Below are 13,393 nucleotides of genomic sequence, written 5' to 3'. Positions count from 1 at the left end.
GCAGCATGAAGGACCGTCGCGGCGGCCCGCCGAACGGAGCAGCACACCATGACCGAACCGAGCGACTCCAGGGTCGGCCTCTACATCGACTTCGACAACATCGTCATCTCGCGCTACCAGCAGCTGCACGGCCGGCAGGCGTTCCAGCGCGACGGCATCCGCGACTTCGACCGCACCCGCCAGGGCGCCGACCCCGAGATCGCCGCCCGCCTCGCCGCGGCGACCGTCGACTTCGACGCCGTCGTCGACTTCGCCGCCTCGTTCGGCACCATCGTGGTGAACCGGGCCTACGCCGACTGGTCTGTGCCCGTCAACGCCAGCTACCAGCGGCAGCTGATGTCGCGGGCCGTCGACCTCACTCAGCTGTTCACCACGACCACCCGAGGCACGAAGAACGGGGCAGACATCCGTCTCGCCGTCGACGTGGTCGAAGACCTGTTCCGCCTTCCCGACCTCACCCACGTCATCATCGTCGCCGGCGATTCCGACTACATCGCGCTCGCGCAGAAGTCGAAGCGGCTCGGCCGCTACGTGGTGGGCATCGGGGTCGCCGGCTCGTCGAGCACGTCGCTAGCCGCCGCCTGCGATGAGTTCGAGCACTACGACTCCCTGCCCGGGGTGAAGGATGCGGCGGGTTCCGTCGCGCGAGCGGGCGGCGCGACCGGAGGCGGCCGGGCGGGTGGGCGCAAGACCGACGCGGGAGCCGGAGCCGCAGCCGGGGCCGGCGGAACCGAGGCCGACGGCGCCGCGTCGCAGGCGCGGGCAGCGGGAGGCGCCGACGGCGACACCGCCGCACCCGAGAAGAAGCCCGCCACCCGCGGCCGCCGCGCGGCGACCACCCCGACCTTCTCGCACCTCGACGACGCGGGCTACGACGAGCCGGAGCCCGCCGAGCAGGTCGACCCTCAGCAGACCGCCACCGAACTGCTCGTGCGCGCCCTGCAGGTGGGGCACGCCAAGGGCGACGACGACGAGTGGCTGAACACCGGCAACGTGAAGAACCAGATGCGCCGCATGGATCCGTCGTTCAGCGAGAAGCCGCTCGGCTTCCGTTCCTTCGGTGACTTCCTCGCCTCGCGCGACGAGGTGGCCGAGCTCGGTGAAGACGGTTCCCAGCGCCTCATCCGGTTGCGCCAGACGCCCCCGCCGAGCGCCCGCCGCCGACGCTGAGCGTCACGCGCGATCGAGTCTCAACCGCATGACCACCCGCGGAAAGCCATTGAGCACCGAGGTGGTGTCGGCGGCCTTCTCGAACCCTGCCTTCTCGAACAGGCTCCTCGTTCCCACGTACGCCATCGTGAGATCGACCTTCGCGCCCGCGTTGTCGACGGGGTACCCCTCGATCGCCGGGGCGCCGTTCGCGCGCGCGAACTCCACGGCGCCCGCCAGCAGCCGGTGCGAGGTGCCCTGCCCGCGGTGGCCGGGCCGCACCCTGATGCACCACACCGACCACACCGCCTCGTCATCGACGTGCGGGATGCGCCGGTTGCGCGCGAAAGTCGTGTCGGCCCGCGGGTGCACGGCAGCCCAGCCGACCACCTCACCGTCGGCGTCGTAGGCGAGCACCCCGGGCGGCGGTTCGAGCTGCAGCAGCTCACGCACCCGCTCGCCCCGGGCGGGCCCGCTCAGCGCGAGGTTCTCCTTCGACGGGATGCGGTAGCTGAGGCACCAGCACACGTTCGCATCGGGGCGCTTGGGCCCCACCATCGTCGCCACGTCGGCGAACACCGTCGCCGGTCGCACCTCGATCCGGTCGCGCCCCACGACGGCACCCACCACCGCTCAGGCGACGGCGACGGCGCGCCCGCCGCGCGGGCTCGTCATGCGGGCGAGCAGGGTGGGCAGGGTGCGGGTGACGTACGAGGAGGTGTCGAAGTCGCTCTCGTCGTGCCCGGCGAACACCCACCCCTCGAATGAGCTCTCGTAGCTCTCGAGGATGAGCCGGGCCGCGAGCGCGGGCGGCCAGCTCGGGTCGCGGTCGAGTTCGTCGATCAGCTCGATCACCACCGCCGACAGGGTCTCCAGGTGCCGCCGCTCGGCGGCGAGCAGCGATTCGGCCGCGTTCGCCGAGCGCAGTGCCCGCAGCCTGCGCTCGGCGCGGATGATCACCGCACCCCGGTCGATCGGCCGCGCCTGCGCGAGCGCCACGGCCGCCCGGCCGAGAAGCTCCTCGTCGTCGAGACCCGCGAGCCCGCCGAGCCCCGCCCGCAGGCGTTCGGCGCACTCCTCGGCGAGCCGCTCCTGCACGGCGTCGAGGAACTCGTCGTCGGTCGCGAAGAGGGCGCGGAACGACTCGGGGTGGATGCCGGCCTGCTCGCAGACGTCGGCGATGAGCTGCGGGGTCACGGCGCCTCCGGCCGCGAGGGCGATGCGCCCGGCGGCGGCGAGGCGGGAACGGGCGTCGGCGCGCTGCCACTCGGTCTTTCTCACCATCGACTCGACCTTTCTCGCACGAGAGAACCCTAGCCCAGCGGCTGCTCCCCGAGCGCTGCCGCCTTGGCCAGCAGCACCTCCCGCTCGCGCTCGTTCGCGGTGAGCGCGGCGGCGGTGGTGAGCTCGGCGCGCGCCTCCCGGTCGCGCCCGAGCCGCGCGAGCAGCTCGCCGCGCACGCTCGGGATGAGGTGGCTTCCGCGCAGCGCCCCCTCCTGCTCGAGCCGGTCGACGATGACGAGAGCGGATGCGGGCCCCACCGCCTGCGCCACCGCCACCGCGCGGTTCAGCTCGACCACCGGGTTGGGCGCGAGCCGCCCGAGCGCCTCGTACAGCACCACGATCGCCTCCCAGTCGGTGGCCTCGACGCTCGGCGCCGTGGCGTGCCGTTCCGCGATGGCCGCCTGCAGGGCGTAACTGCCGCGACCGCGGCCGAGCGCATCCGCCCGGGCGAGCGCGGCAACCCCGCGCGCGATCTGCGCGCGGTCCCAACGGGTGCGGTCTTGGTCGGCGAGCAGCACGGGCGCGCCCTGCGGGCCGGTGCGCGCCGCGAAGCGGGAGGCCTGCAGCTCCATCAGGGCGACCAGGGCGTGGGCCTCGGCTTCTCGCGGCATGAGGCTCTGCAGCATCCTGCCGAGGCGGAGCGCCTCGTTCGCGAGTTCGGGCCGCATCCAGCGCTCCCCGCTCGTCGCGGCGTAGCCCTCGGTGAAGACGAGGTAGACCACGCCGAGCACCGCCGAGAGCCGTTCCTTCCAGGCGGCGGGCTCGGGGGTCTCGCACGGCACCTTGGCCGCGGCGAGGGTCTTCTTCGCCCGCACGATGCGCTGCTGCACGGTCGCCACCGGCACCAGGAACAGGCGCGCGATCTCCTCGCTGGTGAGCCCGGCCACCACCCGGAGGGTGAGCGCCACCTGCGCCTCGCGGGCGAGCACGGGGTGGCAGGCGGTGAACACCAGCCGCAGCACGTCGTCGTCGATCGGCTCCCAGCCGGGGTCGGCCGCCTCGTCGAGCTCGTGCGCGAGCACGCGGTGCCGCTCGTCGAGCCGCGACCGCCGGCGCCAGGCGTCGATGGCGCGACGCTTGGCCACCGCGGTCAGCCAGGCGCCCGGGTTCTGCGGCACCCCCGAGGTCTGCCAGGCCACGAGCGCCTCGGCCACCGCCTCCTGCGCGAGGTCTTCTGCGGTGCCGAGGTCACCCGTCGCCTTGGCCAGGCTGGCGACGATGCGGGCGCTCTCGATGCGCCAGACCGCCTCGAGGCGGCGGCGCACCTCGTCGAGGTCGGCGCTCATCGGTTCAGACGCCTTCCGCGCCCGCCGAACCCGCCGCGCCCTCGGCGGCCCGCCACTCCTTCTCCTTCTGGATGTACTCGTTGTCGGAGAACTCCTCGAAGTCGCTCTCGTCGGAGACCCGGCGCACCTCCAACTTGCTGCCGGGGCCGAGGGGCGCGCGCAGCGCCCACTCCCTCGCCTCGTCGCGCGACGACACCTGCAGCAGCCAGAAGCCGTTGAACAGTTCGTGCACCTCGCCGTAGGGGCCGTCGGTGACGACCGGGGTCTCGGTGCTGAAGTCGACGACGAACCCCTCGGCCGCGTCGGTGAGGCCGTCTCCGCCGATGAGCACACCGGCCTCGATCATCGACTCGTTGTAGGCCCCCATCGCGTTGATGATCTGCTCGAAGTCGAGGTCTTTCGACGCGTCGAGCGCCTCGGCGGTGGTGCGCATGATGAGCATGTACTTCACGGTGTTCTCCTTGCGTCGTGAGGTGCCTGTCGTGGCCCTTCTACTATCGCGTCGAACGACGAGACCGTCGATCGACATCGCTCGACATCTTTTTTCGGATGTCTTCTCCGCGGCGGGTCACCGGCCTTCCGCGCGCTGCGCCCGCAGCCTCCGCTGCAGCGTCCCGCCGGCCCAGAGCCGCTCGTCGTCGGCACGGTCGTTCGCGGGGGCCATGCCCGCCCAGCCGCGGTAGAGCTCCGGGTCGACCGGCACCTCGCCCTCCCAGCCGGGCGTGGGCGCGAGCACCAGGGCGCCCCGGGCGACCGCCCCGTTCAGCAGGCTCCGCACCTCCCGCACCGAGGCCTCCGCCGCCCCGAACGGAGGGTCGAACAGCACGAGGTCGTCGTCGCGCACGAGCTGCAACGTCTCGAACGGCCGGCGCACCTCGATGGTGACGTCGCTGCGCCGCAGCAGCACCGAGAGGGAACGGATGCCGGCGGGGTCGAGAGCCAGCCGCTCGCGGGCCGGTCGGGCGCCGGCGAAGTCGGAGCGCATCCGCCCACCCCCGTCGAGGTCGGCCGTGCCGCGCAGGTAGGCGAAGCGCGCCGCCCGCTGCACCGGGTCGCTCGGGTCGCTGTCGAGCTCCGCACGGAAGTAGGGCTCGCTGTGACGCTCGGCGTGGAAGGCGAGGGCGGAGATGAGTGCTTCGGGCTCGTCGCGCGCCGCCTCCCAGGCCAGCACGAGGTCGGCGTGCGGTGAGCAAAGGGTCACCGCGGCATCCGGATGCTCGCGCAGCACGGCAAGGGCCACCGACCCGGAATCGAGGAACGGCTCGAGATAGCCGTCGACGCGCTCGGGCAGGCACTCGAGGGCGAGCTCGGCGAGGTGCCTGCTACGCGCACTCACCAGATAGGGCGCGGCCACCGCCCGTCGACCGCCGGCCGACGTCGTCGGCACCTTAGGCCCTGACGTGCACGAGCTCGGAGACGATGCGGCCGACGAGCTCGTAGGGAACCGGCTTCCGCACCGGGAACTTCACCGTGTCTTTGGCGGCGCGGAACGGGGCGACCTCGGTCTCGAGCGCCTCGTCGTCGAAGTGCGGCACGGCGTAGAGGGCGACGTGGGTCTTCCAGCCGGCGAAGAACACCAGAGGCCGGTCGCCGAGCGAGTACGTGGGCATGTGGTAGCTGATCGACTCCGCGGCCTCGGGGGCGGCGCCGAGCACGGTGCAGCGCATCGACTCGAGCACCTCGCGCACGTCGGTCGCGAACGAGGCGACGTAGGCGTCGACGGAGTCGAACTGCTGCGGGCCCACGAGCTCAGGAACCGGGCTCGTCGAAGTACGACAGACCGATGTCGTTGCGGGCCCTGGCGGCCTCGGCGCGCTCCTGGCGCAGCCGCTCGGCGCGCTCCTGGCGCTCGCGCAGCACCTCGGGGTCGACGGCCACCGTGCGCACCGTCATGCCGCCCTTTGTGGCCGGGCTGGTGGCGGGCTTCTTCGCCGCCGACGCGCGTGGTGCGCGCGGGCTCGACGAGCCCGAGGCGGCGCGCGGCTCCTTCACCACGGGCGGCTGGCCGGTGCCGGCGCAACGCTGCCCGTTCTTGTCGGCGTGCTGCACCATCGTCTGCGACACCAGGCCCACCGCGATCGATTTCCCGCACACCGGGCACTTCGTTGCCGTACCGCCTGCCATCGTCTTCCGAGCCTCCCGATCTGCCGTGCGCGAGAAATCCCGCCCAGAGATTTTCGCACGGATCGCGCTCACCGAGCGACGCCGACCATCAGCGAGCGACGCCCGGCAGCGACCCGAGGAATAGACCGGCGAGCCCGCCGGTTGCCCGTCTCATGCCCCTCTCCGCAGACTACGAACCCGGCACCAGCGACTGGGCCCGCCAGCAGCTCGACGTCTACGAGGCCTCGGGCGGCACCGAGGGCACCACCCTCAACGGCATGGGCGTCGTCATCCTCTCCACCATCGGCGCGAAGTCGGGCAAGCTGCGCAAGACGCCGCTCATGCGCGTGGAGCACGAGGGCGAGTACGCCGTGGTGGCCTCCCTCGGCGGTGCACCGAAGCATCCGGTCTGGTACTTCAACATCGTCGCGCACCCGCACGTCGAGCTGCAGGACCGCACCGAGAAGCACGACTACAGCGCCCGCGAGGTGTTCGGCGACGAGAAGGCCCTCTGGTGGGAGCGCGCGGTCGCCGCCTACCCGCCCTACGCCGACTACCAGCTGAAGACGCAGCGCGAGATCCCGGTCTTCGTGCTCACCCGCATCGACTCCTAGGGCACGCTAGGCCTCGCCGAAGCCGCCCTCCACGAGGTCGGCGAGGGCGTTCACGGCGTCGGTGCCCGCGGGGTCGTCGCTCGCGATCTCGACAGTCGTGCCCTTCGTGAGGCCGAGCGACATGATGCCGAGCAGGCTCTTCGCGTCGCGCCCGTTCACGGTGACCTTGGTGTCGAAGCTGCTCGCCAGCTTCACGAACTCGGCGGCCGGCCGCGCGTGCAGCCCATCGCGGTTCACGATGGTGACCGTGCGGGAGGGAGTTCCGGATGCGGGGGGCGCGGTCTCCGCGACAGACCCGGCTTCGAAGGCGGGCACCGCTGCGACGTCGCCGGCAGCCGACCCCAGGGCCTCCGCCTTCGCCTCACCGGAGGCCTCCGCTGCGGACTCACCCGCCGCCACCACGGCGGCGAGGTCGTCACCCGACTCGGCAGCGACGGCGGCGGCGACGCCGCCCTCGACGAGCGGGGCCGAGACGATGCGCACCCGATCGCGCACCTCGTCGTCGAGGAAGTCGAGCGCGGTCTCCGCGGTGAGGATGGCCGAGCCGAGGTCGCAGAACACGGCGACCCCGTGCCCGGAGTCGGCGGCGCCGATCGCCGAGCTCACCTTGTCGAAGCTCGTGCCGATGCCGCCCTCGTCGGTGCCACCGGCCGCGACCAGCGTGGCACTGCCGGCCATCTGGCCCGCCAGCTCGACGAGGCCCTCGGCGATCTTGACGCTGTGCGAGACGTAGACCACGCCCACCTTGCCGGGGGTGCCGGCCATCAGGCGTCACCGCCGACAGCGCCCGCGGCACCCGCGGTGCCCGCGGCATCTGCTGCGGCGTCGGCTGCCGCGCGGAGGATGAGCGACGACGACTGCGCGCCCGGGTCGCGGTGGCCGATCGCCCGCTCGCCCAGGTAGCTGGCGCGCCCCTTGCGCGCCACCAGCGGTTCGGTGGCGAGCGCGCCCGCCTCCGCCGCGGTCGCCGCCGCGTCGAGGATCTCGGCTTCCGAGCGCCCCGCGGCGGCCGCCTCGGTGGCGGCGTCGACTGCGGGCGTCCAGGCGTCGATCATCGTCTTGTCGCCGGGCTCCGCCTTGCCGCGCAGCACGATGCCGTCGCGTGCGGCGGTGAGCAGCGCCACGAGTGCCGCGCCGTCGAGCTCGGCCTCCTTGCCCACGGCGCCTGCGCCCTTGAGGTAGGCGGTGCCGAGCAGCGGGCCGGAGGCGCCGCCCACCGTCGAGATGAGCGTGGTGGCGACGAGCTTCAGGGCATCGCCCGGAACGGCGTCGGCGGGCAGCTCGTCGAGCTTCGCGATCACGGCGGTGAAGCCGCGGTCGAGGTTCTCGCCGTGGTCTCCGTCGCCGATCGCCCGATCGAGGGTGACCAGTTCCACCCGATGCTCCGACACCGCGTCAGCGGTGCGCCGGATCCAGTCGGTCGTCCAGGTGATGCCGAGGCCCATGCTTCTCCTTCTACCTTCCCCAGCGCAGCGCCGCCGTCTGAACGGGCGCGTCGTACAGCTCGGTGAGCTCGTCGTCGAGTTTCAGCACGCTGATCGACACGCCCTGCATCTCGAGCGAGGTGACGAAGTTGCCCACCAGGGAACGCGACACCTCGACGCCGCGATCGGCCAGCACGGCGGCAGCGTGACGGAAGACGATGTACAGCTCGACCTGCGGCGTGCCGCCCATGCCGTTCACCAGCAGGTGCACCTTGTCGCCGGAGTCGAGCGGGAGGTCGTCGAGGATCGGGCCGAGCAGCCGGTCGACGATGGCGTCGGCGGGCTCCAGCTTGATGCGCTCGCGGCCCGGCTCGCCGTGGATGCCGATGCCGATCTCGATCTCGTCGTCGGCGAGCTCGAAGCTCGGCTCCCCCGCGTGGGGCACGACGCACGGCGTCAGCGCGACGCCCATGGTGCGCACCCGGGAGTTCACCTTCTCGGCGACGGCGACCACCGCATCCAGGTCGTCCCCTCGCTCGGCGGCGGCACCGGCGATCTTCTCCACCAGCACGGTGCCGGCGACGCCGCGGCGGCCGGCGGTGTAGAGCGAGTCCTTCACGGCGACGTCGTCGTCGACGACGACGGTGCGCACCTCGATGTCTTCGGCCGAGGCGAGGTCGGCTGCGGTCTCGAAGTTGAGCACGTCGCCGGTGTAGTTCTTCACGATGTGCAGCACGCCCTTGCCGGCGTCGACGGCCTTGGTGGCGGCAAGGATGGGGTCGGGAGTCGGCGAGGTGAACACGGGGCCGGGAACCGCGGCGTCGAGCATGCCGAAGCCGACGAAACCGCCGTGGAGGGGTTCGTGGCCGCTGCCGCCGCCGGAGACGATGCCGACCTTGCCGGCGACCGGAGCATCCTTCCGCACGATGAAGATCGGGTCGTGGGAGACGGTGACGATGTCGCCGTGCGCCGCCTCGAAGCCGACGACCGCCTCGTCGACGACGTTCTTCGGATCGTTGATGAGTTTCTTCATTGAACATTCCCTTCGATCGGGCGTTCGTCGCCCGTCACGGGATCCGGTGCCCCGGCCATCCATCACAAATCTATACCTGAAAGGTCGCTGGGGATATCGTTGCCTCAAGCCGTTCACCACGGAGGCCACAGCGGGTGGCCGAACAGTGCGAAGGAAGGTCATCGTGGACAATCTCGGAATCGATTTCATATCGGAGCTGGTGGGCACAGCCCTGCTGGTCCTCCTCGGCTGCGGCGTCGTCGCGAACGTCGCCCTCGTGCGCACCAAGGGCTTCAACGGAGGCTTCCTCCTCGTCAACATCGGCTGGGGCCTCGCGGTCTTCGCCGGTGTGATCGTGGCCTACGCCTCAGGCGCCCACCTCAACCCCGCGGTGACCCTCGGCCTCGTGGCGAACGGCGCCACCGAGTTCGGCTCGGCGGCCACGCTGGTGCCGGTCAACTTCCTCTCGGTCATCGCCTACATCGGTGCGCAGATGATCGGTGCGATCATCGGTGCCGTGCTGGTGTGGCTGGCCTACAAGCAGCACTTCGACGAGGAGCCCGAGGCCGGCAACAAGCTCGGCGTGTTCTCCACCGGCCCCGCCATCCGCTCCTACGGCTGGAACCTGGTCACCGAGATCATCGGCACCTTCGTGCTGGTGTTCGTCGTGATCGGCTTCGGCGGCGGCCGCCAGGGCGAGGGCGGCCTCGCGGCCCTCGGCGCCCTTCCCGTGGCGCTGCTCGTGATCGGTATCGGCGCCTCGCTCGGTGGCCCCACGGGCTACGCGATCAACCCGGCGCGTGACCTCGGCCCGCGCATCGCGCACGCGCTCCTGCCCATCAAGGGCAAGGGCTCCTCCGACTGGTCGTACTCGTGGGTGCCGGTCGTCGGGCCGATCATCGGCGGTGTGCTCGCCGGTCTCCTCGCCATCCCGCTCCTGCCCATCCTCACCTGATCCCCAGCGGGCCGGTCCACAGTGACGTGGGCCGGCCCGCTTCTCTTCTCCGAAGCATCCGCTCTGAGAAGCATCCGTAGCAGAAGTCCTCACACCACGAAGGAGTCGTCATGACGGACTACATCATCGCCATCGATCAGGGAACCACGAGCACCCGCGCGATCGTCTTCGACCACTCGGGCTCGATCGTCTCGACCGGTCAGAAGGAGCACGAGCAGATCTTCCCCAAGGCCGGCTGGGTCGAGCACGACCCGAAGGAGATCTGGGACAACACCCGCGAGGTCATCGGCCAGGCGCTGTCGAAGGCCAACATCACCCGCCACAACGTGAAGGCCGTGGGCATCACGAACCAGCGCGAGACCGCCGTGGTGTGGAACAAGAACACCGGCGAGCCCGTCTACAACGCGATCGTCTGGCAGGACACCCGCACCCAGCCCATCGTCGACCGCCTCGCCGAAGACGGCGGGGTCGAGCGCTTCAAGCCGATCGTGGGCCTGCCGCTGGCCACCTACTTCTCGGGAACGAAGATCGTCTGGATCCTCGAGAACGTCGACGGTGCCCGCGAGGCCGCCGAGGCCGGCGACCTGTTGTTCGGCACGACCGACAGCTGGGTGCTGTGGAACCTCACGGGCGGGGTCGACGGCGGCGTGCACGCGACCGACGTGACGAACGCCTCCCGCACCCTGTTCATGGACCTCGAGACGCTCGAGTGGCGCGACGACATCCTCGAGGCGTTCGGGGTGCCGCGGTCGATGCTCCCCGAGATCAAGTCGAGCTCCGAGGTGTATGGCACGGTGCACAGCTCGTCGCTGCTGCGCGAGGTGCCCGTCGCGGGCATCCTGGGCGACCAGCAGGCGGCCACCTTCGGCCAGGCGGCGTTCGGGCCCGGCGAGGCGAAGAACACCTACGGCACCGGCAACTTCCTCATCTTCAACACCGACACCGAGATCGTGCACTCGAAGAACGGCCTGCTCACCACCCTCGGGTACAAGCTGGGCGACGAGCCGGCCCACTACGCGCTGGAAGGGTCGATCGCGGTGACCGGGTCTCTCATCCAGTGGCTGCGCGACAACCTCGGCATCATCTCCTCCGCCCCCGAGGTCGAGACCCTCGCGGCCTCGGTCGAGGACAACGGCGGCGCGTACTTCGTCCCCGCGTTCTCCGGACTCTTCGCCCCCTACTGGCGACCGGATGCGCGTGGCGCCCTCGTGGGCCTCACCCGGTATGTGAACAAGGCGCACATCGCCCGGGCGGCCCTGGAGGCGACCGCGTTCCAGACCCGCGAGGTGCTCGACGCCGTCAACGCCGACTCGGGCGTGCCGCTGGAGGAGCTGAAGGTCGACGGCGGCATGATCGCCAACAACCTGCTCATGCAGTTCCAGGCCGACATCCTCGGCGTGCCCGTCGTGCGCCCCGTCGTCGCGGAGACCACGGCGCTCGGCGCCGCGTACGCCGCCGGTCTCGCGGTCGGCTACTGGGCGAACCTCGACGAGCTGCGCTCGAACTGGCAGGAGGACTCCCGCTGGACCCCCCAGATGGACGAGGCCGAGCGCGAGCGTCAGCTCCGCAACTGGAAGAAGGCCGTCACGAAGACCCTCGACTGGGTCGACGACGACGTCGTCTGACCCCGGCGCGTTCGAAAACGCAAACGTCGCGCCGACCGCGCCCTCCCGGGCGCAGGTCGGCGCGACGTTTGCGTTTTCGAACAGCCTGCCGCGGCGGTGCGGGTTCAGCTTCTGGTGGCGGCGACCCACTGGTCGAGTTTGCGGGAGGCGGCGCCGGTGTCGAGGGTGGTGCGGGCGACGGTCATCTGCTCCTCGAGGCGCTCGAGCAGCGGGCGGTCGACCTGGGTGGGGTCGAGCGCGAGGCGGTAGGCGGCGAGCCCTGCCGCCGCGTTCAGCACCACCATGTCGCGCACGGGCCCCTGTTCGCCGGCCATCACGCGGCGCACGACGTCGGCGTTGAACTCGGCGTCGCCGCCCTTCAGCTGCTCGATCTTTGCGATCGGGATGCCGAGGTCGCGCGGGTTGAGGTCGTGCTCCTTCACCGATCCGCGGGAGACCTCCCAGATGTGGCTGTGGCCGGTGGTGGTGAGCTCGTCGAGCCCGTCGTCGCCGCGGAACACGAGCGCGGTCGCGCCGCGGGTCTGGAACACCCCCACGATGAGCGGAACCCGGTCGAGGTGCGCGACCCCCACCGCCGACGCCTCCGCACGCGCCGGGTTGCACAGCGGACCGAGGTAGTTGAACACCGTCGGCACCCCCAACTGAGCCCGCACCGCGCCGGCGTTCTTGAACCCGGGGTGGAACTTGGAGGCGAAGGCGAACGAGATCCCCGCCTCGCCGAGCACCGCGGCGACGCGCTCGGGTTCGAGCTCGAGGTCGACGCCGAGCGCGCGCAGCACGTCTGACGAGCCCGACAGCGAGCTCGCCGCCTTGTTGCCGTGCTTGATCACCGGAACCCCGCTCGCCGCGGCGACGATCGAAGCCATCGTCGACACGTTCACCGTGCCGAAACGGTCTCCGCCCGTGCCCACGATGTCGAGCGCGAACGGGTCGACGGCCAGCGGCAGCGCGTGGTCGAGGATGGCGTCGCGGAAGCCCACGATCTCGTCGACGGTCTCACCTTTGGCATTCAGTGCCACCAGGAAGCCGGCGAGCTGCGCCTCGGTGACCTCACCCTCCATCACCCGGTCCATCGCCCAGGTCGCCTCCGAGATCGACAGATCGGTGCCCGAGAGCAGCTGGGCGATCAGTGCGGGCCAGGAGAGCGTGTCAGCCATACCTGCGATCTTATGGGCCCCGATGTATACAGACACGCCGGTGATGCCGCGGCAGGACGGCCAAATGCAAAAACGAGCTGTGAATTCGGACATAATGGTCTCTGTGACGAGCAGCTCATTGACCCATTCTCAGAGTGCCCCCATGGTCCAGCGCCCCAACATCGTGGCGGTGGGAACCATCGTGTGGCTCGGCAGCGAGGTCATGTTCTTCGCCGGCCTGTTCGCCATCTACTTCACCCTGAGGTCGACCAACCCCGAGGCATGGGCCGACCAGGCCAACATCCTCAACGTGCCGTTCGCGCTGGTCAACACGATCATCCTCGTCATCTCCTCGTTCTGGTGCCAGTTCGCCGTCTGGGCCGCCGAGCGCGGGCAGCCGCGCCGCACCAGCTGGAAGCCCCGCGACTGGGGAGTCGTGGAATGGATGTTCCTCGCCTACGCCTTCGGCGCCATCTTCGTCAGCGGTCAGGTCCTCGAGTACGCGACGCTCGTCACCGAGGGCATCACCTTCGACGGCAACGCCTACGGCTCGGCCTTCTACCTCACCACCGGCTTCCACGCCCTGCACGTCACCGGCGGCCTCATCGCGATGCTGCTCATGATCGGCCGTGTGTACGCGGTGAAGAACTTCGGGCACAAGGAGGCGACGAGCATCATCGTCGTCTCGTACTACTGGCACTTCGTCGACGTGGTCTGGATCGGTCTGTTCCTCGTCATCTACGTGCTGAAGTAGCGGCACCCGACCCCGCCCGACCGACAGTCACCCGAAACAGAGAGTAGAGAG

16 protein-coding genes are annotated in these 13,393 nt (G+C 70.7%); 5 read left to right on the top strand and 11 right to left on the bottom strand.

The window, feature by feature from the left end:
• Positions 1 to 48 precede the first annotated feature (48 nt).
• Positions 49 to 1,170 (top strand): NYN domain-containing protein, encoded by a 1,122-nt coding sequence (locus HL652_RS07150; RefSeq protein ID WP_171704690.1) that lies wholly within the window; start codon positions 49 to 51, stop codon positions 1,168 to 1,170.
• A gap of 3 nt (positions 1,171 to 1,173) precedes the next feature.
• On the opposite strand, the gene HL652_RS07145 is transcribed toward HL652_RS07150, so the two are convergent.
• The 7 genes from HL652_RS07145 to HL652_RS07115 form a co-directional block, all read right to left on the bottom strand.
• Entirely contained in the window at positions 1,174 to 1,707 is a 534-nt protein-coding gene (locus HL652_RS07145) for a GNAT family N-acetyltransferase (RefSeq protein WP_171707231.1), read from the bottom strand.
• A 75-nt stretch (positions 1,708 to 1,782) separates the two neighbouring features.
• Positions 1,783 to 2,433 carry a TetR/AcrR family transcriptional regulator gene (locus HL652_RS07140; protein WP_171704689.1) on the bottom strand — a complete coding sequence of 217 codons (651 nt, stop codon included), beginning with the start codon at positions 2,431 to 2,433 and terminating at the stop codon, positions 1,783 to 1,785.
• 29 nt (positions 2,434 to 2,462) lie between these two features.
• On the bottom strand, positions 2,463 to 3,719 hold the full coding sequence (locus HL652_RS07135) for an RNA polymerase sigma factor (RefSeq protein WP_171704688.1): 1,257 nt from the start codon (positions 3,717 to 3,719) through the stop codon (positions 2,463 to 2,465).
• Between the two features lie 4 nt (positions 3,720 to 3,723).
• Positions 3,724 to 4,170, bottom strand: a complete 447-nt coding sequence (locus tag HL652_RS07130; protein WP_171704687.1) for a YciI family protein — start codon at positions 4,168 to 4,170, stop codon at positions 3,724 to 3,726.
• A gap of 117 nt (positions 4,171 to 4,287) precedes the next feature.
• Positions 4,288 to 5,106: a DNA adenine methylase gene (locus tag HL652_RS07125; RefSeq protein WP_171704686.1), complete on the bottom strand. Its 819-nt coding sequence runs from the start codon at positions 5,104 to 5,106 to the stop codon at positions 4,288 to 4,290.
• A 1-nt stretch (position 5,107) separates the two neighbouring features.
• Positions 5,108 to 5,464, bottom strand: coding sequence for an iron chaperone (locus tag HL652_RS07120; RefSeq protein ID WP_253743706.1), 357 nt, complete (start codon positions 5,462 to 5,464; stop codon positions 5,108 to 5,110).
• A gap of 4 nt (positions 5,465 to 5,468) precedes the next feature.
• Positions 5,469 to 5,813 carry a hypothetical protein gene (locus HL652_RS07115; RefSeq protein ID WP_171704685.1) on the bottom strand — a complete coding sequence of 115 codons (345 nt, stop codon included), beginning with the start codon at positions 5,811 to 5,813 and terminating at the stop codon, positions 5,469 to 5,471.
• Between the two features lie 182 nt (positions 5,814 to 5,995).
• Here HL652_RS07115 and HL652_RS07110 point away from each other — a divergent pair, with 182 nt between their 5' ends.
• Positions 5,996 to 6,436: a nitroreductase family deazaflavin-dependent oxidoreductase gene (locus HL652_RS07110; protein ID WP_171704684.1), complete on the top strand. Its 441-nt coding sequence runs from the start codon at positions 5,996 to 5,998 to the stop codon at positions 6,434 to 6,436.
• Between the two features lie 6 nt (positions 6,437 to 6,442).
• Here HL652_RS07110 and dhaM read toward each other — a convergent pair whose 3' ends face one another.
• From dhaM to dhaK, 3 genes are read right to left on the bottom strand one after another with little or no spacing between them, the layout of a single operon-like run.
• A complete protein-coding gene (gene dhaM / locus HL652_RS07105; protein ID WP_171704683.1) occupies positions 6,443 to 7,201 on the bottom strand; it encodes a dihydroxyacetone kinase phosphoryl donor subunit DhaM in 759 nt (252 codons plus the stop codon).
• Positions 7,201 to 7,881: a dihydroxyacetone kinase subunit DhaL gene (dhaL, locus tag HL652_RS07100; RefSeq protein ID WP_171704682.1), complete on the bottom strand. Its 681-nt coding sequence runs from the start codon at positions 7,879 to 7,881 to the stop codon at positions 7,201 to 7,203. The genes dhaM and dhaL overlap by 1 nt, the downstream gene beginning before the upstream one ends.
• Positions 7,882 to 7,891: 10 nt before the next feature.
• Entirely contained in the window at positions 7,892 to 8,893 is a 1,002-nt protein-coding gene (dhaK, locus tag HL652_RS07095) for a dihydroxyacetone kinase subunit DhaK (RefSeq protein WP_171704681.1), read from the bottom strand.
• A gap of 163 nt (positions 8,894 to 9,056) precedes the next feature.
• On the opposite strand from dhaK, the gene HL652_RS07090 reads away from it, so the two are divergent.
• Positions 9,057 to 9,827 carry an MIP/aquaporin family protein gene (locus HL652_RS07090; protein ID WP_371743598.1) on the top strand — a complete coding sequence of 257 codons (771 nt, stop codon included), beginning with the start codon at positions 9,057 to 9,059 and terminating at the stop codon, positions 9,825 to 9,827.
• Positions 9,828 to 9,937: 110 nt separating this feature from the next.
• Entirely contained in the window at positions 9,938 to 11,452 is a 1,515-nt protein-coding gene (gene glpK, locus HL652_RS07085; protein ID WP_171704680.1) for a glycerol kinase GlpK, read from the top strand.
• A gap of 104 nt (positions 11,453 to 11,556) precedes the next feature.
• On the opposite strand, the gene trpD is transcribed toward glpK, so the two are convergent.
• Complete coding sequence (trpD, locus tag HL652_RS07080) at positions 11,557 to 12,609, bottom strand: anthranilate phosphoribosyltransferase (protein ID WP_171704679.1); 1,053 nt, start codon at positions 12,607 to 12,609, stop codon at positions 11,557 to 11,559.
• A gap of 94 nt (positions 12,610 to 12,703) precedes the next feature.
• On the opposite strand from trpD, the gene ctaE reads away from it, so the two are divergent.
• On the top strand, positions 12,704 to 13,342 hold the full coding sequence (gene ctaE, locus HL652_RS07075; RefSeq protein ID WP_171707228.1) for an aa3-type cytochrome oxidase subunit III: 639 nt from the start codon (positions 12,704 to 12,706) through the stop codon (positions 13,340 to 13,342).
• Positions 13,343 to 13,393: the final 51 nt, after the last annotated feature.

The organism is Herbiconiux sp. SALV-R1, assembly GCF_013113715.1.
In the GTDB taxonomy this organism is placed as follows: domain Bacteria; phylum Actinomycetota; class Actinomycetes; order Actinomycetales; family Microbacteriaceae; genus Herbiconiux.
The sequence above is the reverse complement of the archived record's forward strand: the minus strand, read 5'-3'. Positions and strand labels throughout refer to the sequence as shown.